The sequence below is a fragment of the Agromyces tropicus genome, assembly GCF_039531345.1.
In the GTDB taxonomy this organism is placed as follows: Bacteria; Actinomycetota; Actinomycetes; order Actinomycetales; family Microbacteriaceae; genus Agromyces; species Agromyces tropicus.
Genome location: NZ_BAAAPW010000002.1, coordinates 188018 through 213676 on the forward strand (window position 1 = coordinate 188018; position 25659 = coordinate 213676).

Sequence of the window (25659 nt, forward strand, 5' to 3'; positions counted from 1 at the left end):
TGTCCGCGCTGGAGGGAGCACCATGGCACGGCCGAAGCGCCAGGAGGAACGCCGCAGCCAGCTCGTCGCCGCCGCGCAGCGCGCGATCGCGACGCACGGCCCCGACGGCGCCCGCCTGAACCGCGTGGCCGAGGAGGCCGGCCTCACCTCCGGCGCCGTGCTGTACTACTACCCCGACATCGACGAGCTGATGTTCGAGGCCAACCGCGCCGGCATGGAGCGCTTCTACGAGGGCCGCGTGCGGATGCTCGAGGACCTCCCCGACGACCCCGTCGCACGGCTCCTCGCGCTCATCGACTCCGGCCTGCCGAGCGGTCCCGACGACACCGAGGTCCGGCTGCTCTGCGAGCTCGGCGGCTCGGCCGGCCGCAACCCGCTCATGGCCTCGCTGCTCACCACGCTCTACGACCGCCAGGTCGGCATGTACCAGGTCGTGCTCGAGCAGGGCGCCGCGCGCGGGCTCTTCGCGCTCGCGCAGCCCTCGCTCGTGATCGCCCGCAACCTCGTCGCGCTCGAGGACGCGTACGGCTACCGCATCGTCGCCAAGCACCCCACGCTCGGCCACGACGCCGCGGCCGAGCTGCTGCGCCAGTACGCGCGCCTGGCGACAGGTCACGCGCTCACGTCCTGAACCTCGTCCACCGGGATCGCCGTCGTCGGGACCGTGGTGCCGAACGACGGGGGCTCGGACGGGTCGCGCGGCACCGCGGTCGCGCGACCGAACGCGACCCCCACCTCGGCGCCGCGGACGAGTCGGGTCGCCCCGTGCACGCTCGCGAGCACCGGCGCGGGCAGGCCGGGCACGTCGATCGAGATCGTCGACGCCCCGCCGAGGAAGTAGGTGTCGACGACGGTGCCGCGCAGCCCGCCGGAGACGTCGTCGCCCGCGACCACGTCCTCCGGGCGGATCACCGCGGTCGCCGGCGAGCCGGCCGCGAGCGCGTGCCCGGCCCGGACCTCGCCCAGGCCCGGCACGGCGACGCCGTCGGCCGTGGCCTCGCCGTCGAGCAGGTTCGCCGTGCCGATGAAGGCGGCGACGAACCGCGACCCGGGGTCGGCGTACAGCTCCTGCGGCGAGGCGAGCTGCTCGAGGCGGCCCTCGTTCAGCACGGCGATGCGGTCGGCCATCGACATCGCCTCCTCCTGGTCGTGGGTGACCACCACGAACGTGAGGCCGACCTCGTGCTGCAGCCGCTTGAGCTCGAGCTGCATCGACGCGCGGACCTGCCGGTCGAGCGCGGAGAGCGGCTCGTCGAGGAGGAGCAGCTTGGGCCGCTTCACGATCGCACGGGCGAGCGCGACCCGCTGCCGCTGGCCGCCCGAGAGCTGCGCCGGCCGGCGCTTCGCGAGGTGCCCGAGGCGCACGACCTCCATGACCTCGCCGACGCGCGTGCGGATCTCGGCGCGGCCGAGCCCCTCCGCCTCGAGCCCGTAGCCGATGTTGCGCTCGACGGAGAGGTGCGGGAACAGCGCGTAGCTCTGGAACATCATGTTCACCGGGCGGCGGTGCGCGGGCAGCGAGAGCAGGTCGATCCCGTCGACCGTGATGCGGCCCGCGGCGGGCGTCTCGAAGCCGGCGATCGAGCGGAGCAGGGTGGTCTTGCCGCAGCCCGACGGTCCGAGCAGCGCGAAGAACTCGTTGTGCGCGATGTCGAGCGAGACGTCGTGCAGGGCGACGGTGTCGCCGTACACGGCGCGGACGCCGTCGACGCGGAGCAGGGGTTCGGCGGTCATCGTTCTGGTCCTGTCAGTCGGGTGAGGCGCTGCGCCGAGATCACCGCGACGATGCTCACGAGCAGCAGGAGGGTGGCGAGGGCGTTCACCTCGGGCGTGACGCCGAAGCGCACCATCGAGTAGATGACGATCGGCAGCGTGGGCTGCGTCGGCGCGGTCGTGAAGAACGCGATCACGAACTCGTCGAGCGAGAGCGTGAACGCGAGCAGGGCCCCCGCGACGATGCCCGGGGCGAGCTGCGGCAGCGTGATCCGCAGGAACGTGCGGGCCGGGCCCATGCCGAGGTCGCGCGAGGCCTCCTCGAGGCTCGGGTCGAGGTTCGCCATGCGGGCGAGCACGATCGCGGTGACGAAGGCGGTGGCGAACACCGCGTGCGCGAGGATCACCGAGTGCAGGCCGAGGGTCACGCTCAGCAGGGAGAAGAACGTGAGCAGCCCGATGCCGAGCAGCAGGTCGGGGAGGATCGCCGGCGCGATCGCGAATGCCCGGATCAGGCCGCCCCGCGTGTAGTGGTGGATGCCGTAGGCGAGGAGGGTGCCGAGCACGGTCGCGATGAGCGTGGCGCCCGAGGCGACGACGAGCGTGTTCGCGAGGCCCTGCATCATCGCGCCGTCGCGGAAGAGCTCCGGGTACCAGCGCAGCGAGAACCCGTTCCAGACGAACAGGTTCCGCGAGTCGTTGAAGCTCATCACGACGACGATGACGATCGGCAGGTACAGGAACACGTACCCGAGCCAGAGGGGCACGAGGATGCCGCGGCGCCGGCGCCGGCGGGCGGGGGCCGGCGCCGGCGCGGCATCCGTCGTCGTCGCGGCGGTGACGGTCGCGGTCGCCTCAGCCACGGCGCGGTCCTTCCGTGAGGCGGCGCGAGACCGCGGCCTGGATGACGATGACGACGACCAGCAGCAGGGTGAGCACGAGCGCGAGCGTCGCGCCGAACGGCCAGTCGCGCGCCTCGAAGAACTGGTCGCGCACGAGGTTGCCGACCATGATCGTCTTGCCGCCGCCGATGAGCTCGGGGATCACGAAGTTCGACATCGCGGGCACGAACACGAAGATGCAGCCGGTCAGTGCACCGGGCAGCGAGAGCGGGAGCGTGACGGTCCGGAAGGCGCGCCACGGCGAGGCGCCGAGGTTGGTGGCGGCCTCCCGCAGCGACGGGTCGAGCTGCTGCAGCGACGCGTAGAGCGGGAGCACCATGAGCGGCAGGTACATGTACAGGAGCCCGACGACGATCGCCTGGGGCGTGTAGAGCATCGAGATCGGCTCGTCCGTGAGCCCTACCGCCTGCAGCCACTGGTTCACGAACCCGGCGTTGTTCAGGAGCAGGATCCACGCATACGTGCGGATCAGGAAGTTCGTCCAGAACGGCAGCACGACGGCGACGAGGGCGACGGTCCGCCACTTCGGGGAGAGCCCGGCGATCGCGTACGCCATCGGGTAGCCGATGAGCAGCGCCAGCAGCGTGACCGCGAGCGCGAGCCCGATCGACTGCAGGATGACGCCGACGTAGAGGGGCTCGGCGAGCTTCGCCCAGTTGTCGAGGGTGAACTCGAACACGAGGCCGCCGAAGCGGCCGCGCTTGAAGAAGGTGTAGAACGCGAGCAGCCCGACCGGGATCGCCATGAAGACGATGAGGAAGAGCATGCCCGGCGCGAGGAACGGGGCGGCGGCGAGCCCCCGCCGCGCGCGCGGGGCGCGCGCGGCGGGGGTCGCCTGCTGGGTCGTCGTGGTCACGGCGCTCCGGGTCAGTTGGTCGCGAGGACTTCCGCGTTGAGGTCGACGTACTTGAGCGAGTCCTCGCCGAGGTCGACGATCACCTCCTGCTCGAAGAGCTCGTCGACCGTGATGCCGAGCGTCGGGTAGGCCTCGATGAGCGACGGGTCGAGCGCCTCCATCGCGACCTGGTTCGGCACCTTGTAGAGGATGTTCTCGGCGACCCAGGTCTGCACCTCGGGGTCGAGGATGTAGTTGATGAAGGCCATGGCGGCCTCCTTGTTCTCCGAGCCCTTCAGCACGGTCATCGTGTCGACCCAGAGGTCGGCGCCCTCCTCCGGGACGACGAAGGTGATGTCGGGGTTCTCGGCGATGCCGTAGTTGCACCAGCCGTCCCACGCCTCGACGAGTGCGGCCTCGCCCGAGACGAGCTTCGAGTAGAAGGTCGTGTCGTCGTAGGCGAGCAGCGTGGGCTTGGTCTCGAGCAGTTGCGCCTTGGCCTCGTCGAGCTCGGCGTCGTCGGTCGTGTTGAGCGAGTGGCCCTCGGCCTTCAGTGCGGGCATCGACAGCCACCGGTCGGTCGAGAGCATCGTGGTCTTGCCCTCGAGCTCGGGCTTCGGGTTCAGCAGGTCGTTCCACGACGTCGGGTCGTAGCCGGTGAGGTCGGGCCGGTAGCAGAGGCCGGTCGTGCCCCACGCGTACGGCTCGGAGTAGACGTTGCCCGGGTCGTAGTCGAGCTCGAGCGCCTCGGGGTAGAGGTTGGACTCGTTGGGCACGAGCTCCTTGTCGAGCTCCTGGAGCAGCCCCTGCTCGGCGAGCGCCTGCGCGTACTGACCGGAGACGAAGGCCACGTCGATGCCCGGGTCGGAGCTCGCCGTGAGCTTCGCGACGACGTCCTCGTTCGTGGTGTGGTTCACGATGGTGGTCTTCACCCCGGTCGCCGCCTCGAACTGCTCGGCGAGGTCCTCGGGGTAGTAGTCGGCCCAGATCGAGACGGTGAGCGTCTGCTCCGAGATGTCGGCGGTGCGGTCGATGTCGGACCCGTCGCCGCCGTCGCCGCCGGCACAGGACGTGAGGGCGAGTGCGAATGCAGCGGTGCCGGCCGCTGCGATGGAGATGCGACGCATGGTGGGCATGAGGTACCTCCTGGGGACGTCGGAAAGGTTGAGGAATTGTTGCACCGAGCATCAAGAAACCGCAATGGTTTTCCGGACGCTCTGGAGCCTGTTTTGCACAGTTGTTACAATCCGGATTCAATGAACTCCGTGCTGATGGGCGAGCGGCCCGAGATCGCCGGCCGCGCGCTCTCGGTCGCGCCCTCCGGCGAGGTCGGCTTCGACGGCGCCCGGCCCGCCGCGGGTGACGGCATCGCCCGCGAACTCGCCCGGCTGGTCGATCCCGGCGTGCCGACGGATGCCGCGGAGCGGGCGATCGCCGTCGACCAGACGAATACGTCGGTCATCGTCGACGGGCGGCTCGTCGTGAAGGTCGTGGGCGCCTGGGCGGCGGCCGACCGCGCGGCGCACCTCCTCGAGCGCCTCGCCCACGCGGGGTCGACGCAGGTCGCCGGCTACGCCGGCCGGGTCGACTGGCGGCATCCGTCGCTCGGAACGTCGACCCTCGCGATCGTCACCGAGTACCTGCCGGGCGCGCAGGACGGCTGGGACTGGGCGGTCGACGACGTCGTGGCGCTCCTCGCCGGCGACGGATCGGAGCCCGGCTTCCCCGCGGTGCTCGGCGCGACCGTCGCGCGACTGCACGACGTGCTCGGCGCCGGCGCCCGGGCCGCCCCCGACGACGCGCCCGCGGCTCGTGGGCGCCGCGCGCTCGCGGCGCTCGACGCGGCGTTCGAGGCCGTCGACCGCTCGGGCGGCCCGACGGCCGCGCGACTCGCGAACCGCGCCGAGGCGTTGCGGCGCGACGTGCGTTCGCTCGGGGCGACCGGGGCCGGCCTCGCGTTCGACCTGCACGGCGACCTGCACGTCGGGCAGGTGCTGCGCTCCCCCGGGGTCACGCCGCGGTACACCGTCATCGACTTCGACGGCGATCCGCAGCAGGGTGCGTCCGAGCGGAACCGGCCGGATGCCGCGGCGCGCGACGTCGCGCACCTGCTCGTGTCGCTCGACCTCGTCGCGGCCGTCGCGCAGAAGCGGCTCGGCCGCGCCGAGCCGGCGGCGTTCGCGTGGGCCGATCGCGCGCGCGTCGCACTGCTCGCGTCGTACCGCGCGACGCTCGTGCGGGGCGACCTGTTCGACCCCGCGCTCGTGCCGGGGCTCGAGGCGGAGCAGCTGGCCGCCGAGCTCACCTACGCCGACCGCTACCTGCCGCGCTGGCGGTACGCTCCCGACGCGGCGATCACCCACCGCTACCCCTCGACCGACGAGCTTCCGGAGGACCCGTGGACACCGCCGCCTTTCGAACCGACCTCGACCTGATCCCCGAGACCCTCGGCCGGCTCGCCGACGCCGTCGACGCGGGACTGGCGGGCCTCGACCGCCTCGCGCTGCTCGGCGCCTCGCGGGTGCTCGTCGTGGGCATGGGCTCGAGCCGCTACGCGGCCGAGGTCGTCGCCCGCCGCTTCCGCGCCGTCGGCGCGAGCGTGCTCGTCGAGCTCGCCAGCGTCGAGCTGCTGCCCCCGGCGGCCCCGGATCTCGTGGTCGTCGCGGTGTCCGCCACCGGCGGGAGCGTCGAGGTGCTCCGCGCCGTCGAACGCTATCGCGGCACCGGGCGGCTGGTCGCGATCACGAACCGCGCCGCGTCGCCGCTCGCCGAGGCGGCGGACGTGGTCGTGCCGCTGCACGCCGGCGTCGAGGCCTCCGGCGTGGCGTGCCGCACGTTCCGCGCGACGTTCGCCGTGCTCGACGAGGTGCTCGCGGAACTGCTCGGGACCGCCCCGGCCGCGCGGTTCGACGCCGCCGCCCTCCGCCGCGGCGCCGAGGCGAACACGGCGCTGCTCGAGTCCGCCGCCGACTGGCTCGACCCGCTGGCCGACCTGCTCACCGGCCCCGACGGCACCTGGTTCCTCGCGCCCGCCGAGCGGCTCTCGAGCGCGCAGCAGTCCGCGCTCATGCTGCGAGAGGTGCCCCGGCTCGGCGCGTTCGCATCGGAGACCGGCGACTGGTCCCACGTCGACGTCTACCTCACGAAGACCCAGGACTATCGCGCACTCGTCTACGCGGGCTCGGCGTGGGACGCGCCGGCGCTCGACTGGATGCACGGGCGCGGTTCCCGCTTCGCCGCGGTCGGCGGCCCGCTCGACGGCGCCGAGCTCGCACTGCGCTACCCGGGCGACGACGACGCCTCGGTCGCGGCGCTCACGGACTCGCTCGTGGGCGAGCTCGTCGCCGACCGGCGGCTCGCCGCGACCCCTCGCTGACGGACCGATCAGCCGGCCAGCAGGTCCACGAGCGGTCGCAGCCGCGACCACGGCCAGGCCACCTCCGCGTTCGAGAGCAGGACGACCGCACGTCCGGCGGCCCGGTCGGCGAGGATGGCCGCCGTGAAGCCCTCCGCGGATCCCACGATGTAGACGGCGTCGTCGCCGTCGGTCGCGATCCGCTCCCAGAAGAGGCCCACCGAGATCTGCGGCCACCGCGTGCCGTCGATCGCCCGCAACGCGGCACTGCCGGCGAACGGCCCGTCGACGATGGCCCGTCCGAGGGCGACCGCGTCGTCGAGCGTGGCGACGACCCCGACCGCGGGGGCGTAGGCGCCGCTCCCGCGGGCCGCGACCCGCGCACCGCGTCGGTCGTGCCCCTGCGCGAGGCCGTCGGGGACCAGCTCCCCGGATTCCAGCACGACGGCACCGGTCATCCCCGCCGGCGCGAGCACGCGCTCGGCGAGCAGGTCGGCGAACCGCTCGCCGGTCGCCGCAGCGACCGCCTGCCCGACGAGCGCCGCCGCGAGGTCGCTCGGGTTGTACTCGAGCTCCGGCACGAGGTCGACCGCTCCGGCCTGCGCGAGCAGCTCGTCGAGCCCGCCGCGATCGGCGACCACGCCGCCCTCGGCGGCGGGCGCATCCGCGGGGACTCCGAGCGGGTCCTGCGGGAGCCCCGACCGGTTCGTCGCGAGCTCGCCGAGGGTCAGCTCGGCCGCTGGAGCGTCGCCGAGGTCGAGGTACGCGCCCACCCGATCGTCGACGGCGACCTCCCCGCGGTCGATCGCGTCGGCCAGCAGCAGGCCGGTGAGCCCTCGGGTCGCCCCGCCGAGCCCGAAGGGCGTGCGGGCATCCGCCGTCACGAACGCCGTGCGCACCTCGTCGCCGTCGATCAGGGCCAGGGCGACCCGGTCGCGCGCGTCGGTGGCGCCCTCGCGCGCGATGGCCAGCAGCTCCTCGTCGCCGGTGAGGAGCTGGTCGTACGGCGGCCCGGAGACGCATCCGCCCATCGCCATCGACACGGCGAGCGCGACGGCGACGGACGCGATGCGCGGCGGGCGCGCCACGCGCGGCGCGGCCATGCGGCGGATGCTACGCGCGCCCGCTGGACGCGCGCCGAACACGCTGCCCGGCGACCTGGCGCGACCGCCGGTTAGGCTCCCGACCATGGCCTACGACGTCGCCCGCATCCGCTCCTGGTTCCCCGCGCTCGAGCACGGCTGGGCGCTGTTCGACGGCCCGGGCGGCACGCAGACGCCGCGTCGGGTCGGCGAGGCCGTCGCGTCGACGCTGACCGGGCCCCTGTCGAACCGGGGCGGGCTCGGCGAGTCGGCTCAGCGGGCGGATGACGCGGTGGCCGCCTACCGCGCCGCGATCGCGGACCTCACGGGCGCGGATCCGCGCGGGGTCGTCCACGGGCGCAGCGCGACGCAGCTCGCGTACGACGTGTCGCGGACCCTCGCGCGCACCTGGGGGCCCGGCGACGAGGTCGTCGTGACCCGGCTCGACCACGACGCCAACGTGCGGCCCTGGGTGCAGGCGGCCGAGCGTGCTGGGGCGAAGGTGCGCTGGGCCTCGTTCGACGCGGCCACGGGCGAGCTGCCCGTCGAGTCCGTGGCATCCGTGCTGGGCGAGCGCACGCGCCTCGTCGCGGTGACCGCCGCGTCCAACCTCATCGGCACCATGCCCGACGTGCCCGCGATCGCCGCGGCGGCGCACGCCGCGGGCGCCCTGGTTGCCGTCGACGCCGTGCACCTCGCCGCGCACGCGCTCCCCGACCTCGACGCGCTCGGCGCCGACCTGCTGCTCTGCTCGCCCTACAAGTTCCTCGGCCCGCACTGCGGGGTGCTCGTCGCCGATCCGACGTGGCTCGAGTCCGTCGACTCCGACAAGCTGCTCCCCGCGACCGAGGTCGTGCCCGAGCGCTTCGAGTACGGCACGCTCCCCTACGAGCTGCTCGCGGGCGTCACGGCGGCGGTGGAGGTGCTCGCGTCGCTGTACGACGGCGTGGCGGACGGCCGTGCGGGCGAACCCGCGCCGGCCACGCGCCGCGAGCGCCTCGCCGCGTCGTACGCCGCCCTGCACGACCACGAGTCGCGGCTGCTCGCCCGGCTCGAGGCAGGACTCGGCGAGCTCCCCGGCGTGCGCGTCCACTCGCGCGCCGCACGGCGGACGCCGACCCTCCTCGCGACGTTCGCCGGCCACGACGCGGCCGCGGTCTCCTCCGTGCTCGCGGAGGATCGCGTGCTCGCGCCGAGCGGGAACTTCTACGCGCTGGAGGCGTCGCGGCACCTCGGGCTCGGCGACGCCGGCGGGCTGCGCGTCGGACTCGCGCCGTACACCGACGACCAGGACGTGGAGCGGCTGCTGGCGGGCCTGCGCCGCGCCGTCGGGGCCGCCGCGGCCTGACGAGCGCACCGCGCCCCCAGTCCGGGGGGCGTCCGGGCGCCGGAAGGGGTGGATCCGGAGGGCATTCCCCCACCTCGGGCGCCCACGGCCATATCCTGAGCGCATGACCCCCGCAGACGCGGGCGCCGAACTCCGGCGCCTGCACCTCGACGACGACCTCCTGCAGGTCGTCAACGTGTGGGACGTGGTGAGCGCGACCACCATCGCCGCGCTGCCGGAGACGACCGCGATCGCCACGGCATCCCACTCCATCGCGGCCGCCTACGGCTACCCGGACGGCGAGCACATCCCGGCCGACCTGATGTTCGACATGGTCGGACGCATCGCGGGGGCCGTCGAGCTCCCGGTCACCGCCGACCTCGAAGCCGGCTACGGCGACCCGGGCGCAACCATCCGCCGCGCGATCGGACTCGGCGTCGTCGGCGCGAACCTCGAGGACCGGCTGCGGCCGCTGCCCGAGTCGGTCGCCGCCGTCGAGGCCGCGGTCGCCGCCGCCGACGCGGAGGGCGTGCCGTTCGCCCTCAACGCCCGTACCGACGCCTGGCTCCGCGGACACGATCGGCCGCGCGAGGTCTGGATGGCCGACGCGATCGAGCGCGGGCGGGCGTACCTGGACGCCGGGGCCACCTGCGTCTTCGTGCCGGGCGACCTGCGCGACGACGAGATCGCCGAACTCGTCGCGGGCATCGGATGGCGCCGCGTGAGCGTCATCGGCCTGCCCTCCGTGCCGCCGCCCGACCGGCTCGCCGCGCTCGGCGTGGCGCGGGTCTCCTACGGCCCCTACACGCAGCGCATCGCGCTCGCCTCGCTGCAGGATCTCGCCGCCATGCTGTACGGCGGCGGTGTCCTGCCGCCCGGCATCCGTAGGCTGAACTGAGCGGCACCCGACGACCCCGACCCGGACCGAGGAGCGCATGAGCGACGGCATCCCCATCGAGATCACCGGCCTGACCAAGCGCTTCGGCGCCGTGACCGCGGTGGAGGACCTCAGCTTCACGGTCGAGCCCGGACGCGTGACCGGCTTCCTCGGACCGAACGGTGCGGGCAAGACCACGACCCTGCGCGTGCTCCTCGGACTCGAGCGGCCGACCGCGGGCACGGCGACGTTCGGCGGCGCGGTCTACCGGGACCTGCCGCGCCCGCTCGAGACCGTCGGCGCCGCGCTGGACGCGGCGTTCCACCCCGGGCGCACGGCGCGCAACCACCTCCGCGTGGTCGCGACCGCCGCGGGCATCCGGGCGTCGCGGGTCGGCGAGGTGCTGGAGCAGGTCGGCATGTCCGAGTTCGCCTCCCGGCGCGTGGGCGGGTTCTCGCTGGGCATGCGCCAGCGGCTCGCGCTCGCGACGACCCTCCTCGGCGACCCCCGCGTGCTCGTCCTCGACGAGCCCATCAACGGGCTGGACCCCGAGGGCATCCGCTGGATCCGCGGGTTCCTGCAGTCGCTCGCCCGGGAGGGCCGCACGGTGCTGGTCAGCTCGCACCTGCTGAGCGAGGTGCAGCAGTCCGTCGACGAGGTCGTCATCATCTCGCGCGGGCGACTGGTCCGCAGCGGCAGCCTGTCGAGCCTCGAGCTCGACGCGTCGCCGCGCACGGTCGTCGACGGGCCCGACCGGCCACGTCTCGCGGCCGCGCTCGACCAGGCGGGCCTGGAGTACACCGACGGCCGGGGCGGGTTCATCGTGGCCGAGCCTGACACGGGCGTCGTCGGCCATGCGGCGTTCCTCGGCGGCGTCGAGCTGAGTTCGCTGCATCCGTTGAAATCGGGGCTCGAGGATTCCTTCCTCGCGCTCGTCGGCGAGGGTGGGGAGTGAGGTCGATGGTGCGGTCCATCGGAGCGGAGTTCCAGAAGGTGCTCACCACGCGCATGTGGTGGCTGCTCGCGATCGTGCTCGTCGGGTACGTCGCCCTGCTGTCGGGCGGGTTCGGCGCGTTCCTCGGCTGGACCGTCGAGAACCCGGACGCCGCGGCCGCAGCCGGCGGCAACACGACCCTGCCGCCCGGAATCGACCTCGCACCGCTCCTCTACAGCTTCGCCAGCTCGATCGGGTACGTCTTCCCGGTGCTGCTCGGGGCCCTCGCCGTCACGAGCGAGTTCCGGCACCGCACGCTCACGACGACCTTCCTCGCCCAGCCGCACCGCGGCACCGTGCTCTCGGGCAAGTTCGCCTCGCAGCTCGTCGTCGGCGCCGCCTTCGGCGTCATCGGCTTCGCCACCTCGGTCGGCACGGGCGCCGCGGCCCTCGCCGCGTTCGACCTCGAGACCGGGCTCGGGGCGACCGACACGTGGGCGCTGGTGGGCCGCGGCATCCTCGCCATGGCGCTCTGGGGCGCGATCGGCGTCGGACTCGGCGCCCTCGTGCCGAACCAGGTCGCGGCCATCGTCATCGTCATCGCGTTCACCCAGTTCGTCGAGCCGATCCTGCGGATCGCGGCCTCGCTGAACGACGTCACGGCGAGCATCGGGCGCTTCCTCCCGGGTGCGGCGAGCGACGCCCTGGTCGGCGCGTCGTTCTACGGCATCGCGTCGCCGGGCGCGTCGGAGGCGCTCGAGTGGTGGCAGGGCGGCCTCGTGCTGTTCGGCATCGCGCTCGTGACGACCATCATCGGCGGGCTCACGACGTGGCGCCGCGACGTGTCCTGACCCGGCGCCCGGCGCCGCGTCGCCCCGCGCGGGACCGCGTCCCGGCGTAGCATCCGACCATGACCGTCGCCCTGATCCTCGGTTCCGTCGCCGTCGCCCTCGCGGCGCTCGTGCACGTCTACATCTTCGTCCTCGAGAGCGTGCGCTGGATGCAGCCCTCGACGTGGCGCGTGTTCGGCATCCGCGACCACGAGCAGGCCGAGACCCTGCGGCCGATGGCGTACAACCAGGGGTTCTACAACCTGTTCCTCGCCCTCGGCGCGATCGCCGGGCTCGTGCTGCTCTGGTCCGATGCGCCCGGCGGTCGGACGCTGGCGCTCTTCGCCTCGGCGTGCATGGCGGCCGCGGCCGCGGTGCTGCTCACGACGGGGTCGGGATACCTGCGTGCGGCGATCGTGCAGGGGACCCTTCCGCTGATCGGCTTCGTGCTGCTGCTGTTCGCCTGACCGGGCGGCGATCCCGCTCAGTCGCCGGTGGCCTCCTCGACGGCCGCGTCGGTCGCGGCGTCGTCCTCGGCGCCGCCGACCTTGAGCCGGTCGATGAGCTCGGCCGCGCGCGAGGTGCTGAGCACCAGGCGGTCGAACTCGCCGCCCGAGAGCTCGAGCACGACGGCCTGCCGCTTGCCCTTGACCAGCACGAAGTCGCTGCCGCTGTGCGTCTTCCACGCGCCCACGGCGATCACGAGGGGCACCTCGGTGCCGCGACGGCGGATGCCGCGCACCCAGATCCACGGGTCGTCCGTGATCGTGGCGGAGCGGATGTCGTCGCGCTGCACGATCACGTCGGCGCCGCGGAACGCGAGCGACTTCTCGGCCGGCGTGAGGTGGACCTCGAGCCGGTCGTTGTGCACGCGCAGGTTCGCCATACGTCCCATCCTGCACGAGACCGGTCGTCGTCAGGTCGTCGACGCTCCACAAGGGATGAAGCCGCCGATGCACGAACCCTCACACCCCCCGCGCTTTTCTCAGGAGCGAGGCGCCCCATCCGAACGTTTCTCAGGAGGACACGCCGCGCCGGCCCGCGACCCGCCGGATAACTCCTGAGAAAGGTGAGTGACGGGTCAGGCGGGCGGGCGGGCGGATGCCGCGGCGCGGGCCGCCGCCGGGAGGGCGTCGAGGATGCGCGTGATCGCGGACTCGTCGTGCGCGGCCGTCACGAACCACGCCTCGAACACGCTCGGCGGCAGCGAGACGCCGGCGTCGAGCATCGCGTGGAAGAACGGCGCGTAGCGCCACGACTCCTGCGCGAGCACGCCCGCGTAGTCGTGCGCGCCGCCCGCGACGGACTCGCCGAACAGGAAGCTGAAGAGGTTGCCTGCGACCTGTACGCCGTGGGCGACGCCCTCTGCCGACAGGGCAGCTGAGACCTCGCGCTGCAGCAGCGCGCTCACCTCGTCGAGCGTCGCGTAGACGGCATCGTCGGCGAGGCGCAGCGTCGTGACGCCCGCGGTCACGGCGACCGGGTTCCCGGAGAGCGTGCCCGCCTGGTACACCGGGCCGAGCGGCGCGAGCCGCTCCATCACGTCGGCGCGACCGCCGAGGGCAGCGACCGGCATGCCGCCGCCCACGACCTTGCCGAAGGTGACGAGGTCGGGCGTGTACGCGGCATCCGTGTCGGCCTCGACGCCCCACCAGCCGGCCTTCGAGACGCGGAAGCCGGTGAGCACCTCGTCGCTGATGACGAGCGCGCCGTGCGCGTGCGCGAGCTCGACGATTGCGCGGTTGAAGCCGGGCAGCGGCGGCACGACGCCCATGTTGGCGGCGGCCGCCTCGGTGATCACGGCCGCGATGCGGTCGCCGTGCTCGGCGAACACCGCGCGCAGCGCGTCGAGGTCGTTGTAGGGCACCACGAGGGTGAGCGCGGCGACGTCGGCCGGGACGCCCGCCGAGCCCGGCAGGGCGAACGTCGCGAGCCCGGAACCGGCCTCCGCGAGCAGGCCGTCGGAGTGGCCGTGGTAGTGCCCGGCGAACTTCACGAGCAGGTCGCGGCCGGTGAACCCGCGGGCGAGGCGGATGGCGCTCATGGTCGCCTCGGTGCCCGTCGACACGAGCCGGAGCTTCTCGACCGGGGCGACGCGCTGCTCGATGAGCTCCGCGAGCTCGGTCTCGACCGGCGTGGAGGCGCCGAACGAGAGGCCGCGGGCCGCGGCGTCCTGCACGGCGGCGATGACTCCGGGGTGGGCGTGGCCGAGGATGGCGGGACCCCAGCCGGCGACGAGGTCGACGTACTCACGGCCCTCGGCGTCGGTCACGTACGGGCCGCGCGCTGAGACGAGGAAGCGCGGCGTGCCGCCGACCGAGCGGAACGCCCGGACGGGCGAGTTCACCCCGCCCGGGATGGCGGCCTGCGCGCGGGCGAAGAGGTCGGCGTTCGTCGCCGTGGTTGCGGTGGTCATTCGGTCCCCTCCCGGAGCCATCCGGCGAGCTCGGTCGCCCAGTACGTCAGCACGGCGTCGGCGCCGGCACGGCGGATGCCCCGGACCGACTCGACCACGGCGCGGCGGCGGTCGATCCAGCCGTGCATCGCCGCGGCCTCGATCATCGAGTACTCGCCCGACACCTGGTAAGCCCAGACCGGCACCTCGCTCGCCGCGGCCACGTCGGCCAGCACGTCGAGGTAGGAGCCCGCGGGCTTGACCATCACGACGTCGGCGCCCTCGTCGATGTCGATCATCGCCTCCCGGAGGCCCTCGCGACGGTTGCCGGGGTCGAGCTGGTACGTGCGGCGGTCGCCCTCGAGCGTCGACTCCACCGCGTCGCGGAACGGGCCGTAGTAGGCCGAGGCGTACTTCGCCGAGTAGGCGAGGATCGCGGTGTGCGTGAACCCGGCGTCGTCGAGCGCCTCGCGCACGGCGGCGACCTGGCCGTCCATCATGCCCGACAGCCCGAGCAGCTGCGAGCCGGATGCCGCCTGAACGAGCGCCATCTCGCGGTACCGCTCGAGCGTGGCGTCGTTGTCGACCCGGCCCTGCGCGTCGAGCACGCCGCAGTGGCCGTGGTCGGTGAACTCGTCGAGGCACAGGTCGGTCTGCACGACGAGCGCGTCGCCCACCTCGTCGGCGACGACGCGCGTCGCGACGTTGAGGATGCCGTCCGGGTCGACACCGCACGATCCGGTCGCGTCGCGCGTCTCGGGCACGCCGAAGAGCATCACGCCGCCGACGCCGGCGGCCGCGGCATCCGTCACCGCCTGCTTGACGGAGTCGAGCGAGTGCTGCACGACGCCCGGCATCGACGCGATGGGCATCGGCTCGGTCACGCCCTCGCGGACGAAGACCGGGAGGACGAGCTCGGCGGGGTCGAGGCGGGTCTCGGACACGAGGCGGCGCAGTGCCGGCGTCTCACGGAGTCGCCGGGGCCGCACGCGGGGCGCGGAAGTCACCAGCCAAGCCTACGCGCGCCCGGCTGGGCGCCCGGTGATCGCGGGCGCACCGCGGGCGCGCCGCGCGGAGGAGTGCGATTTCTGCGGTGGAGGCCGGAATGGATCCGCACTCGACCGCAGAAACGGCACTCGAATGCGGGAGCGCGGCGGGCGAGCGGGCGGATGCCGCAGGCGGCTCAGGCGCGCGCGAGCGCCGAGTTCACAACCGCGTCGATGAGCGACTCGGCGCTGCGCTCCACGGCGACGACGTCGACGCGCAGCCCGATGGCCGCGGCATCCTGCTGGGTCTGCGGGCCGATGGCCGCGACGAGCGTGGTCTCGGGCACGGGACCGAGCTGCGCCTGCACCTGCTCGGCGACGCTGCCCGAGGTGACGAGGATCGCGTCGACCTTGCCGGCGCGCACGTCGTCGACGACCTTCTGCGCGACGGGCACGCCGACCGTGCGGTACGCGACGACCGCCTCGACGTGGTGGCCGATGCGCTCGAGGCCGACCGACAGCACCTGCTTGGCGATCGCCGAGCGCAGCGCCAGCACGCGCAGCGGCACGACGCCGTCGGTGGCGGCCTCCCACTCCTCGAGGAGCCCTCGTGCGGAGTTGTCCTCGCTCGGCACGATGTCGGCGCGGTACCCGGCCGCGACGAGGGCGGCCGCGGTGGTCTCCCCCACCGCGGCGACCTTCGTCGAATCCGGGACGACCACGCCGTACGAGGAGAGCACGTCGACGGTGGTGGCGCTCGTGACGGTGACCCAGTCGAAGCCGCCCGCGGCGAGCTTCGCGAGCGCCGACTCGAGCGCCGGCTGGTCGTCGGTCGGTGCGAAGTTGATCATCGGCGCGATGACCGGCGACGCCCCCCGCGCCCGCAGCGACGCCGCGACCGAGTCGCCCCACGGCCCGCCCCTCGGCACGAGGACGCGCCAGCCGGCGAGCGGCTTGGACCCGTCGGCTCCGGACAGGTTGATCGGGCCGGTCATCGGTTCGAATTCGGTCACGGCGACTCCAAGGCAGGTGCGAGGTCGGCGGCGCCGTTGCCGAGGAGTTCCGCGACGACACGTGAGGCGACGTCGCGTGCCGCGTCCGCCAGGTCGGCGGCCGAGCGGCTGTCGGGGGTGGCGGCGTGCGAGCTGGTCACCTGCCGCGTCCCGTCGGCACTGTACACCGTCGCCGTGAGGAACAGAAGTTCGTCCTCCACGAACGCGGTCGCCCCGACCGGGGCCGCGCAGCCCGCCTCGAGGCCGGCCAGCACGAGTCGCTCGGCGAGCACCGTGCCGCGCGTCGTGACGTGGTCGACGGCCGCGAGGCCGCGCTCCAGCGCCCGCGATCCGCGCTCGTCCCGGACCTCGAGCGCGAGCGCGCCCTGCCCGGGGGCGGTCGGCCAGTCCGACAGCGCGAAGCGCTCCGTCGCGGAATCCGCCCGGTCGAGCCGGCCGAGCCCGGCGGCGGCGAGCAGGACCGCATCGAGCTCGCCCTGCTCGACGAACCCGAGCCGGGTGTCGATGTTGCCGCGCACGTCGACGGCGACCACGTCGGGCCGCGCGGCGGCGAGCTGCGCGATGCGCCGCGGGGAGCCGGTGCCGATCCGCGCCCCCTCCGGCAGGTCCGCGAGCGCGAGCCCGTCGCGCGCGCAGAGGGCGTCGCGCGCGTCGGCGCGCCTGGGCACCGCGGCGAGCCGGAGCTCGGGGTGCTGGGCGGTGGGGAGGTCCTTCAGCGAGTGCACGATGACGTCGCAGTCGCCCGCGACGAGGGACTCGCGCAGCGCCGCCGCGAAGACGCCGGTGCCGCCGATCGACTGCAGCGATGCCCGAGAGGTGTCGCCCTGCGTGGTGACGGTGACGATCTCGATGTCGGCGTCCGCCGCCTTCCCGAGGCGCTCGGCGATCTGGCGGGTCTGCGCCAGCGCGAGGGCGCTGCCGCGCGTGCCGACGCGGATCACCTCGCGGGCGGGGCTCACGGTGCGATCCCGGAGAGGGCCGGCTTGAACCCGAGGCGCACGTTCTCGCAGCAGCCGGGACGGCAGACGTCGTACCACGGGCCGAGGTCGGTCGCGTGCGGACGCTCGGCCGCCGGCGTGCCGTGCACGCGCTCCAGCACGAGGTCGACGAGGCCCGCGACGTAGGCGGGGTGCACGCCGGGCGTCGGCACCCGCACCGCGGCCAGGCCGTGCTCCTCGGCCGTCTCCATGGCCTCCTCGTCGAGGTCCCACATGACCTCCATGTGGTCGCTGACGAACCCGAGCGGCACGATCACGACCGCCTTGCGACCCGCGGCGGGCAGCTCGGCGATGGCGTCGTTGACGTCGGGCTCGAGCCACGGCTGCGTCGGGGGGCCCGAGCGCGACTGGTAGACGAGCTTCCAGGGCACGTCGCCGGCGCCCGCCTCGCGCATGACGACCTCGGCCACGGCCAGGTGCTGCGCGGCGTACGCGCCGCCCTCGCCGAAGCCGCGATCCGCGGGGCCCGACTTCGCGGCATCCGTCGTCGGGATCGAGTGCGTGGCGAACAGCACCTCGACGTCGGTCGTGGGGTCGAACGACTCGTGGTCGGCCTCGAGCTTCGCGATCGCCTCGCGCACGCCCTCGACGAACGGCGCGACGAAGCCGGGGTGGTCGAAGAACTGGCGCACCTTGTCGATCTGCACGACACCGCCCAGGCCGGTGTCCTCCAGCGCGTCGGCGAAGTCCTCGCGGTACTGGCGGCAGCTCGAGTACGACGAGTACGCGCTCGTCGCGACCGCGATGAGCTTCGTGAAGCCGCGCTCGTTCGCCTCGCGGAGTGCGTCGTTCATGTACGGGTCCCAGTTGCGGTTGCCCCAGATGACCGGCAGGTCGATCCCGCGCCCGGCGAGCTCCGCCTCGAGCGCGGCCTTCAGCTCGCGGTTGTGCTCGTTGATCGGGCTCACCCCGCCGAAGTGGCGGTAGTGGTGCGCGACCTCCTCGAGGCGCTCGTCGGGGATGCCGCGGCCGCGCGTGACGTTCCGGAGGAACGGGATCACGTCGTCCTGGCCCTCGGGCCCGCCGAAGCCGGCGAGCAGGATCGCGTCGTAGGCGACGGGCGCCTCGACGTGCTCGGGGCCGGACTGCGCCGGCTCGGTCGCACCGGGCACCACCGCACCGGGCGCGAGGGGCGCGGACGTCGCGGCGGGCGGCTTCACGCCGCGCAGCGGATGGCCCGCAGCCGCGGCCTGCACGCGCTCGGGCGCGTCGGCGCCGGCACCGCCGAGGTTCGTCGCGGCCATTACTGCAGCACCTCCACGAGCTCGGCGGTCGTGATGCGGCGTCCGGTGTAGAACGGCAGCTCGTCGCGCACGTGGCGTCGCGCGTCGGTCGCGCGCAGGTCGCGCATCATGTCGACGAGGTCGTTGAGCTCATCGGACTCCATGGGCAGGAGCCACTCGTAGTCGCCGAGCGCGAAGGCCGACACCGTGTTCGCGACGACCCCGCGGAACGCGGCGCCCTTGCGGCCGTGCTCGGCGAGCATGCGGCCGCGCTCCTCGGGCGGCAGCAGGTACCACTCGTAGCTGCGCACGAACGGGTAGACCGTGAGCCAGCCCTTCGGCTCGACTCCGCGCAGGAAGCCGGGGACGTGCGCCTTGTTGAACTCGGCGTCGCGGTGCACCCCCATCGCGTTCCACGTCGGCAGCAGGGCGCGGAAGAGGCGCGCGCGGCGCAGCTCGCGCAGCGCCCACTGCAGGCCGTCGGCGGTCGGGCCGTGCAGCCACAGCATGACGTCGGCGTCGGCGCGGAGGCCCGAGACGTCGTAGATGCCGCGCACCACGACGCCCTCGTCCTCGACCAGGCGGATCACGCCGTCGAGCTCGTCGACGAAGCGGGGCACATCGTGGCCGTCGAGGTCGTCGGGGCGTGCCGGGTCCTTGCGGAGCACGGCGAACAGCGTGTAGCCCTCGGGCGAGGGTGCGGAGTCGGAGTCGGTCGGACGCGCGTCGGCTGCCCCTTCGGCAGCTGGGGATGACATGGCACTATCCTCCCCCCGCAACCTGAAAGGACAAAAAGGGCGTCGCCGGATGCCGCGCTCAGCGCGCCGCGCGCACGACCACGAACTCCGGCGTCTCGGCGAGGGACTGCGCGACCACGCAGAACCGCTCCGTGCCCGAGGCCAGGCGCGCGAGCGCGGCGTCGTCGGCGTCGGTGTCGACGACGGCCGTCACCACGACGTCGAGCACGCCGACGGGGACGTCGCGGCTGATGCCGAGCGTGCCGCGGGCGTCGAACACGCCCTCGGCGCGGATCTCCGCCGAGCGGATCTCGAGCCCCATCGCCGTGGCCACGGACCGCAGCGTCACCCCGGCGCACCCGACCAGCGCCTGGAGGAGCAGGTCGGCCGAGCAGGCGTCCGAGCCGTCGCCGCCGGTGCTCGGGTGCAGTCCGGTGCGCACCGGACGACCGCCCCACCCCTCGACGGTGGCCGTGATCCCGGGGTCGGCGAACGTGGCCTGCGCCCGGACCGTCGCGATCGCGGCATCCGGGTCGTTCCGGTAGCGGTCCTTCAGCGGCGCCTGCAGCGCACGGAGCTCGGCCTGTTCCATGGCGCCATCATCTCAGTGGTGCAGGCGGGTGAACCGGAAGAAGGCGAAGTCCTCGATGGGCAGCACCTCGGTGGAGCTGAAGCCCGCCCCGCGGGCGTAGCCGTCGAGCACGGCGGGCCGCATGACCGTGCCGGTCGCGACGGAGCCCGGGGTCGAGAGGCTGTCGGGCAGGCACACGAACAGGCTGTACCCGTACATGATGCGCTCGACCTCGTCGCCGTCGGGCGCGAAGCGCTCGGCCACCGCCTCGTCCATGATCACGACGGCCCCGTCGTCGCGGACCGCCCGCCGCAGCGCGGCGAGCACCTCGACGGGGCGGGGCATGTCGTGCAGCGCCTCGAAGATGAAGCCCGCGTCGTAGGCGTCGTCCTCGGCGAGCGCCTCTCCGCCCGCGAGCCGGAACGCGACGCGGTCGGCGAGCCCGGCGTCGCGGGCGTGGGCCCGCGCGGCCTCCACCGACGCGGCGTCGACGTCGACCCCCTCGACGTGCGCGTCCGGGTACGCGCGGGCGAGCGCGATCGTCGACCACCCGTGCCCGCACCCGACGTCGACGATCCGCGCGCCCGGCCGGCGGAGCACGGCGTCGAGCTCCGGCACCGCGGCCAGCGCCCCGGCGAGGCGGCGGTCGAACCACGGCCGGTTGATGTCGCCCTGCGCGTCGCGCGCGTCCTCGCCGAATCGCTCCCACGGGACTCCGCCGCCGGTGCGGGCGGCCTCCAGGAGGGCCGGCATCTGCACGGCCGAGCCGGCGATCATGCGGGCCAGCGGCGCCAGGTACGCGAGGGAGGACTCGTCGGTGAGCACCTCCGCCTGCGCGGCCGGGAGGGTGTACCTGCGCTCGCCCGGTTCGGCGTCGGCGTCGTCGACCGCGACGATGCCGCTCACCGCCTGGTGCTCGAGCCATTCGCGCGTGTACCGCTCGCCGGTGCCGGCCGCCTCGGCGAGCTCCGCCGGGCTCGTGGGACCGCGCCCGGCGAGGATGCGGTACCAGCCGAGCCGGTCGCCGACGTGCAGGGCGAGCGTCTCGAGGGCGCCCAGTCCCGCGGCGAAGACGCGATCGGCGAAGGCGTCGACCGGATCGCCCGGTGCGGAATCGGAGTCGGGTCGAAGGTCGTCGGTGGACATGTCGCCTCCCTCGCGGGTGCCGCTCAGTCGATGAGCAGCCGGGTGGAGTGCTCGAGGTGGTCGCGCATGGCCTCCGGCCCGCGCTCGAGGAGCTCGCTGAGCAGGCGTCGGTGCTCCTCGACGAGATCGGCGACCGTGGCGTGCCGCCGGATGTGGGCGACGAACAGCAGGAGTTCGCCGCCGATGGCCGCGTGGGCCTCGATGATGCGGGGGCTGTCGGATGCCGCGACGAGCGCGGCATGGAACTCGGCGTGGTGGCGTTCGACCTCGCGCCACGCGGCATCCGTCGCCCCACCGGGACCGCCGTCGGCGGCCCCCTCCATCGCGTCGGCCGCCGCACGGGCCGGGCCGAGCACCGACTCGGGCAGGGTGCCGCCGAACCGTGCGAACGCGATGCGGAGCGCCTCGATCTCGAGCGCCGCGCGCAGCTGCTGGAGGGCGATGATCTGCGGGGCGTCGAAGCTCGTGACGCGCACGCCCCGGTAGGGCTCGGCGGTCGCGAGTCGCTCCGCGACGAGCCGCTGGAACGCGGCACGCACGGTGTGGCGCGAGACGCCGTAGCGTGCGGCGGCGGATTCCTCGCGCAGGGGCGTGCCCGGTTCGAGCTCGCCGTTCAGGATCTCGTCGCGCACGAGGCCCGTGACGCGCTCGACCGCGGTCGACGCCGACGCGGCGCCCGGCCGGACCCGTTCAGTCGTCGAGGGTCGCACGCACCACGAGCCAGACCCCGACGCCCACGGCGGCGACGACGCCGACCGCGACGACGATCGCGGCGCCCGGCTGCTCGTCGGCGAAGCGCTGCACCCGCCGCTTGGCCCGGCCGGTGGCGCGCGCCACGCGCTTGGGCACGTTGAGCTTCTCCTCGAGGGCGCTCAGCGTGCCGGCGAGCTGGTCGCGCGCGAACCTGGCGTTGTCGTGCGCCTGGATCCGCGTCAGGTTGCGCTGCTGCTTCTTGTCGAGCCGGGCGTCAGTTGCGGCCGCCATACTCGCCCCTTCCGGTGATCGCGTCGATGTCCTTGCGGACGCTCTCGATCGACTCCAGCGGCTCGCTGCCCCGTCGGAAGCTGGCGAGCGCGACGCCGACGAGGATCGCGATGATGAGCAGGAGGATGCCGGAGACGATCAGCGCCGCCGCCCATCCGGGCATGACCAGCGAGAGCGCCAGGATGCCGGTCGCGATGAGCGTGCCGAGCAGGAAGATGCCGACGAACGCCGCGGCGATCACCAGCCCCGCGCCGATGCCGAAGTGCTTGGCCTTGTAGCTCAGCTCGGCCTTGACCTGGTCGATCTCGGCGCGGACGAGCGTGGAGATCTGGTCGGGCAGCTCGCCGACCAGCGTGAACAGGGACCGGTCGTCGTTCAGTGGTGCAGCCATCGGGAGGTCACCTCCGCGGATCGATCAGGACGAGGACGAGGACGAACCCGAGGAGCCGGACGAGCCGGACTTCGAGCCGGACGAGCGGGAGGAGCCGGACTTCGCGGTCGACGATGACTTCGCGCCCGACGACGATCCCTTCGACGCCGACGACTTCGACGCCGAGGACTTCGACGCCGAGGACTTCGACGCCGAGGACTTCGACGCCGTCGACCCGGAGGACGTCGAACCCGAACCGCCCTCGCCGCCGGTGACCTGCCGGACGAGCTTCTTCGCGCCGTCGAGCACGGTCTCGCCGACGTCGCCGGCGCGCGCCATCGCGAAGTCCTTCGCGGTCTGGACGCCCTCCTGGACGGTCGGCTGGTTCCACACGCGTTCGGCGGCCGTGCGGATCTGTTCGTAGCGTTCCCGTCCCGCTCTCGTGCCGAGCACATAGCCCACGCCGAGACCGACGACGAAGAGGAACTTGCCCTTCATGTGCACCCCATCCCCCGCTGCGGTTCTGCAGACAGCGTCACTCCAGCGTAGACCCAGCACTTCGCCGCGCAAGGGGGTTGTCGGGCGATCCGGCCGATCGTATTCCGATCCGGCTATGCTTCCCCGGCGATCCGCAGGGCCAGGCGGCGGATGCGCTCCGCGGCCTCGACGGCGTGCGGCACGACCGAGGCGAGGCCGGTGCCGGCCACCCAGGACCCGGTCAGCGCGAGGCCGGCGTCGGCCTCGACCGCGGCCTCGAGCGCGCGCACGCGGTCGCGCTGGCCGACGGCCGCCTGCGACAGCGCGTCGCGCCAGGCGGAGCGTCCGGAGGCGCGCAACCGCGCGCGGTCGAGGTCGACCCCCAGCAGCGTGGACGCGTCGGCGAGCGCGCGCTCGGCCACCGCCTCGTCGTCGAGGCCCTCGAGCGGGCTCGACGCTCCGGCGCGCCCGTACGAGAGCCGCACGACATGGCGGCCGGGCGCCGCCTCGGCCAGCCAGGGCCACTTCGCGCTCGAGTGGGTGAGCGCCTTCGCGGCGACGCCGGGCGTGCCGGCCGCGACGAGCACGCCCGTGCCCCTCGGCGCGGCATCGAGCTCGGGCGCGTCGAGCACGAGCGTCACGAGTTCGACCGACGCGGCGTCGGGCCACGCATCGGCGAGCGCCTCGGTCGGGACGACTCCGGCGAGCAGCGCGCGCGACGCGTGGGCCGGCGTGGCGACGATCGCGAACCGGGCGTCCACGACCACCGGGGGCCGGGGATCGCCCGCGTCGCCCGAGGACGCCGCCGCGGCGGAGGCGTCGCCGCCGACGTCGGCCGCGGTGACCCGCCACGACGACGGCACGGGCGGGCCGTCGACCTCGCCGGCCGGCACCCGCTCGAGGCCGGTGGCCCGCGCGCCGGTGCGCACGACGGCGCCGAAGCGGGCGAGCTCGGCGACGAGCGCGTCGACGAGCGTGTGCATGCCGCCGCGCAGGCCGAGCACGGCGCTGCCCGCACGGCGCGCCTGCACGAGCTGGGCGACGCCGCCCGAGAGCGAGCCGGCGCGGGTCATGGCCTCGTTGAGCCCGGGGGCGACGACGTCGACGTCGAGGTCGTCCGGGTCGGTGGAGTACACGCCCGCGGAGATCGGGGTCACGAGCCGGTCGAGCACGGCGTCGCCCATGCGCTGGCGCACGAGCGGGCCGAGGCGTTCCGCACGCCCGATCTTGAGGATCGGGGTGATCCGGTCGCGCCAGGCGCGCCAGGCCCCGCCCCAGCCGATGATCGCCCGCACGTCCTCGCCGAGCGGGTTCGCCGGGATGCCGAGCACGCCCGTGCGCGGCAACGGCGCCGCGCGCACGCCGCTGCGATCGCCCCACGCGAGCCAGGCCCCTGCGGGGTTCGGCGACACGACCTCGTCGGCGAGCCCGAGCCGCTCGACGAGCGCCGGGACCGAGTCGTTGCGCGTGGCGAACGACTCGGCTCCGGCGTCGAGCGCGAGCCCGTCGACCTCGAGCCGGCCCACGCACCCGCCGGGTCGCCCGGCCTGCTCGAGCACGACCACCCCGAGACCGAGACGTGCGCACTCCAGCGCGGCCACGAGTCCGGCGACGCCGCCGCCGACCACCACGACGTCGGTCGCGTGGTGCTCGGGCTCCGGCCCGTCCGGGCCGGCGGACTCGGGGGCGCCGGCCGGCTCGGCGCTCATCGCCCGGCCTCGTGGACGAGCTCGACGACCCTGGTCAGCACGGCCGGGTCCGTCTCCGGCGGCACGCCGTGGCCGAGGTTGAACACGTGCGACGGCGCCGTGCGGCCGCGGGCGACCACGTCGCGCACCGCGCGCTCCAGCACGGGCCACGGGGCCGAGAGCAGGGCGGGATCGAGGTTGCCCTGCAGCGGCACGCCCGCGCCCACGCGCTCCGCCGCCACGTCGAGCGGGATCCGGTAGTCGACGCCCACGACGTCGACGCCGACGGCCTTCATGGCGCCGAGCAGCTCGCCCGTGCCGACGCCGAAGTGCACGACGGGCACCGCATGGTCGCCGGCCGTGCCGGAGGCATCCGCCGCCTGGTAGGTGAGGTCGTGCACGTGCGCGAGCGCGGCCGCCGAGGCCGGGGCGACGTGCGCCTCGTAGTCGGCCAGCGAGAGGGCGCCCGCCCAGGAGTCGAACAGCTGCGCCGCCGACGCGCCGGCGAGCACCTGGACCCGGAGGAAGCGACCCGTGAGCTCGGCCGTCCAGTCCATGAGCGCGCGCCAGGCGCCGGGATCGGCGTGCATCAGCGTCCGAGCGGCGAGGTGGTCCTTCGACGGCCCGCCCTCGGTCAGGTACGCCGCGAGCGTGAACGGCGCGCCGGCGAAGCCGATCAGCGGCGTCGTCGTGGACGCGCCGGGCGCGGTGATCGTCGACAGTTCGGCGACCGTGCGGGTGACCGCCTCGGTGATCGGGCCGGCGGACTCGTCGAGCCGCGCCGGGTCGATCGCGGTGAGCTCTGCGACGGCGGCCGCGTCGGCGAACGCGCGACCGAACACCGGCCCGCGGCCGGGCTGGATCTCGACGTCGACGCCGACGAGCTTCAGAGGCACGACGATGTCGCTGAAGAAGATGCCCGCGTCGACGCCGTGGCGGCGCACCGGCTGCAGCGTGATCTCGGACGCCATCTCGGGGTCGAGGCACGCGTCGAGCATCCGGGTGCCGACCCGCAGCTCGCGGTACTCGGGGAGCGAGCGGCCGGCCTGCCGCATGAACCACACCGGCAGCGTGTCGCTGCGAAGACCGCGGTACGCGCGGACGAGTCGCGAGTCGTGCGTGAGGCCGGCGGCGAGCGGATGCTGCGGGGAGAGGATCACCGTGACATCCTCCCCCATCGGGCTGGATCCGGCCTGATCCGGCGGCGCGCACGGGC

The 25659-nt window shown here is 74.1% G+C and carries 28 protein-coding genes; 9 read left to right on the top strand and 19 right to left on the bottom strand.

Annotated features, from left to right (window positions below; genetic code table 11):
* Positions 1-22 precede the first annotated feature (22 nt).
* The gene (locus tag ABD230_RS06630) at positions 23-631 is read left to right on the top strand and encodes a TetR/AcrR family transcriptional regulator (RefSeq protein ID WP_344370695.1); all 609 of its coding nucleotides are present in this window, start codon (positions 23-25) and stop codon (positions 629-631) included.
* On the opposite strand, the gene ABD230_RS06635 is transcribed toward ABD230_RS06630, so the two are convergent.
* Genes ABD230_RS06635 through ABD230_RS06650 form a run of 4 tightly spaced genes read right to left on the bottom strand, consistent with a single transcriptional unit; the run spans position 613 to position 4586 of the window.
* Entirely contained in the window at positions 613-1734 is a 1122-nt protein-coding gene (locus ABD230_RS06635; RefSeq protein WP_344370697.1) for an ABC transporter ATP-binding protein, read from the bottom strand. The two genes, ABD230_RS06630 and ABD230_RS06635, sit on opposite strands and share 19 nt — an antisense overlap.
* A complete protein-coding gene (locus ABD230_RS06640; protein ID WP_344370702.1) occupies positions 1731-2576 on the bottom strand; it encodes an ABC transporter permease in 846 nt (281 codons plus the stop codon). Before ABD230_RS06640 ends, ABD230_RS06635 begins: the two co-directional genes overlap by 4 nt.
* Positions 2569-3471 carry an ABC transporter permease gene (locus ABD230_RS06645; RefSeq protein ID WP_344370706.1) on the bottom strand — a complete coding sequence of 301 codons (903 nt, stop codon included), beginning with the start codon at positions 3469-3471 and terminating at the stop codon, positions 2569-2571. Before ABD230_RS06645 ends, ABD230_RS06640 begins: the two co-directional genes overlap by 8 nt.
* An 11-nt stretch (positions 3472-3482) precedes the next feature.
* The gene (locus ABD230_RS06650; protein ID WP_344370708.1) at positions 3483-4586 is read right to left on the bottom strand and encodes a polyamine ABC transporter substrate-binding protein; all 1104 of its coding nucleotides are present in this window, start codon (positions 4584-4586) and stop codon (positions 3483-3485) included.
* A gap of 120 nt (positions 4587-4706) precedes the next feature.
* On the opposite strand from ABD230_RS06650, the gene ABD230_RS06655 reads away from it, so the two are divergent.
* Positions 4707-5885 carry a hypothetical protein gene (locus tag ABD230_RS06655; protein WP_344370710.1) on the top strand — a complete coding sequence of 393 codons (1179 nt, stop codon included), beginning with the start codon at positions 4707-4709 and terminating at the stop codon, positions 5883-5885.
* Positions 5849-6826, top strand: a complete 978-nt coding sequence (locus tag ABD230_RS06660) for an SIS domain-containing protein (RefSeq protein ID WP_344370713.1) — start codon at positions 5849-5851, stop codon at positions 6824-6826. Before ABD230_RS06655 ends, ABD230_RS06660 begins: the two co-directional genes overlap by 37 nt.
* Positions 6827-6834: 8 nt before the next feature.
* On the opposite strand, the gene ABD230_RS06665 is transcribed toward ABD230_RS06660, so the two are convergent.
* Positions 6835-7908 (bottom strand): serine hydrolase domain-containing protein, encoded by a 1074-nt coding sequence (locus ABD230_RS06665; protein WP_344370716.1) that lies wholly within the window; start codon positions 7906-7908, stop codon positions 6835-6837.
* 85 nt (positions 7909-7993) lie between these two features.
* Here ABD230_RS06665 and ABD230_RS06670 point away from each other — a divergent pair, with 85 nt between their 5' ends.
* From ABD230_RS06670 to ABD230_RS06690, 5 genes are all read left to right on the top strand, one after another.
* A complete protein-coding gene (locus tag ABD230_RS06670) occupies positions 7994-9235 on the top strand; it encodes a cysteine desulfurase-like protein (protein ID WP_344370719.1) in 1242 nt (413 codons plus the stop codon).
* Positions 9236-9338: 103 nt separating this feature from the next.
* On the top strand, positions 9339-10112 hold the full coding sequence (locus ABD230_RS06675; protein WP_344370721.1) for an isocitrate lyase/PEP mutase family protein: 774 nt from the start codon (positions 9339-9341) through the stop codon (positions 10110-10112).
* Between the two features lie 37 nt (positions 10113-10149).
* Positions 10150-11046: an ABC transporter ATP-binding protein gene (locus tag ABD230_RS06680; RefSeq protein ID WP_344370725.1), complete on the top strand. Its 897-nt coding sequence runs from the start codon at positions 10150-10152 to the stop codon at positions 11044-11046.
* Between the two features lie 5 nt (positions 11047-11051).
* Positions 11052-11876, top strand: coding sequence for an ABC transporter permease (locus ABD230_RS06685; RefSeq protein WP_344370728.1), 825 nt, complete (start codon positions 11052-11054; stop codon positions 11874-11876).
* Between the two features lie 59 nt (positions 11877-11935).
* Positions 11936-12322 carry a DUF1304 domain-containing protein gene (locus tag ABD230_RS06690; RefSeq protein ID WP_344370729.1) on the top strand — a complete coding sequence of 129 codons (387 nt, stop codon included), beginning with the start codon at positions 11936-11938 and terminating at the stop codon, positions 12320-12322.
* Between the two features lie 17 nt (positions 12323-12339).
* Here ABD230_RS06690 and ABD230_RS06695 read toward each other — a convergent pair whose 3' ends face one another.
* The 12 genes from ABD230_RS06695 to ABD230_RS06750 form a co-directional block, all read right to left on the bottom strand.
* Positions 12340-12741, bottom strand: coding sequence for a hypothetical protein (locus ABD230_RS06695; protein ID WP_344370733.1), 402 nt, complete (start codon positions 12739-12741; stop codon positions 12340-12342).
* Positions 12742-12936: 195 nt separating this feature from the next.
* Positions 12937-14271, bottom strand: coding sequence for a glutamate-1-semialdehyde 2,1-aminomutase (gene hemL, locus ABD230_RS06700; protein WP_344370734.1), 1335 nt, complete (start codon positions 14269-14271; stop codon positions 12937-12939).
* A complete protein-coding gene (hemB, locus tag ABD230_RS06705) occupies positions 14268-15257 on the bottom strand; it encodes a porphobilinogen synthase (protein WP_425546194.1) in 990 nt (329 codons plus the stop codon). Before hemB ends, hemL begins: the two co-directional genes overlap by 4 nt.
* Positions 15258-15433: 176 nt before the next feature.
* Positions 15434-16231 (bottom strand): uroporphyrinogen-III synthase, encoded by a 798-nt coding sequence (locus tag ABD230_RS06710; protein ID WP_344373239.1) that lies wholly within the window; start codon positions 16229-16231, stop codon positions 15434-15436.
* A gap of 14 nt (positions 16232-16245) precedes the next feature.
* Positions 16246-17208 (bottom strand): hydroxymethylbilane synthase, encoded by a 963-nt coding sequence (gene hemC, locus ABD230_RS06715; protein WP_344370738.1) that lies wholly within the window; start codon positions 17206-17208, stop codon positions 16246-16248.
* Positions 17205-18491: a ferrochelatase gene (locus ABD230_RS06720; RefSeq protein ID WP_344370741.1), complete on the bottom strand. Its 1287-nt coding sequence runs from the start codon at positions 18489-18491 to the stop codon at positions 17205-17207. Before ABD230_RS06720 ends, hemC begins: the two co-directional genes overlap by 4 nt.
* The gene (gene hemQ, locus ABD230_RS06725; RefSeq protein WP_344370745.1) at positions 18491-19228 is read right to left on the bottom strand and encodes a hydrogen peroxide-dependent heme synthase; all 738 of its coding nucleotides are present in this window, start codon (positions 19226-19228) and stop codon (positions 18491-18493) included. The genes ABD230_RS06720 and hemQ overlap by 1 nt, the downstream gene beginning before the upstream one ends.
* Positions 19229-19286: 58 nt before the next feature.
* On the bottom strand, positions 19287-19799 hold the full coding sequence (locus ABD230_RS06730; protein WP_344370748.1) for an OsmC family protein: 513 nt from the start codon (positions 19797-19799) through the stop codon (positions 19287-19289).
* 12 nt (positions 19800-19811) lie between these two features.
* Positions 19812-20924 (bottom strand): methyltransferase domain-containing protein, encoded by a 1113-nt coding sequence (locus tag ABD230_RS06735; RefSeq protein ID WP_344370750.1) that lies wholly within the window; start codon positions 20922-20924, stop codon positions 19812-19814.
* Between the two features lie 23 nt (positions 20925-20947).
* Positions 20948-21634: a GntR family transcriptional regulator gene (locus tag ABD230_RS06740; RefSeq protein WP_344370753.1), complete on the bottom strand. Its 687-nt coding sequence runs from the start codon at positions 21632-21634 to the stop codon at positions 20948-20950.
* Positions 21615-21908 carry a DUF3618 domain-containing protein gene (locus tag ABD230_RS06745; RefSeq protein ID WP_344370756.1) on the bottom strand — a complete coding sequence of 98 codons (294 nt, stop codon included), beginning with the start codon at positions 21906-21908 and terminating at the stop codon, positions 21615-21617. The genes ABD230_RS06740 and ABD230_RS06745 overlap by 20 nt, the downstream gene beginning before the upstream one ends.
* A complete protein-coding gene (locus ABD230_RS06750) occupies positions 21892-22299 on the bottom strand; it encodes a phage holin family protein (protein WP_344370759.1) in 408 nt (135 codons plus the stop codon). The genes ABD230_RS06745 and ABD230_RS06750 overlap by 17 nt, the downstream gene beginning before the upstream one ends.
* On the opposite strand from ABD230_RS06750, the gene ABD230_RS06755 reads away from it, so the two are divergent.
* Positions 22262-22702 (top strand): hypothetical protein, encoded by a 441-nt coding sequence (locus ABD230_RS06755; protein ID WP_344370761.1) that lies wholly within the window; start codon positions 22262-22264, stop codon positions 22700-22702. The two genes, ABD230_RS06750 and ABD230_RS06755, sit on opposite strands and share 38 nt — an antisense overlap.
* Before the next feature lie 187 nt (positions 22703-22889).
* On the opposite strand, the gene hemG is transcribed toward ABD230_RS06755, so the two are convergent.
* Together hemG and hemE are read right to left on the bottom strand one after the other, a co-directional pair.
* A complete protein-coding gene (gene hemG / locus ABD230_RS06760; RefSeq protein ID WP_344370763.1) occupies positions 22890-24464 on the bottom strand; it encodes a protoporphyrinogen oxidase in 1575 nt (524 codons plus the stop codon).
* On the bottom strand, positions 24461-25621 hold the full coding sequence (hemE, locus tag ABD230_RS06765) for a uroporphyrinogen decarboxylase (protein WP_425546195.1): 1161 nt from the start codon (positions 25619-25621) through the stop codon (positions 24461-24463). The genes hemG and hemE overlap by 4 nt, the downstream gene beginning before the upstream one ends.
* Positions 25622-25659 lie beyond the last annotated feature (38 nt).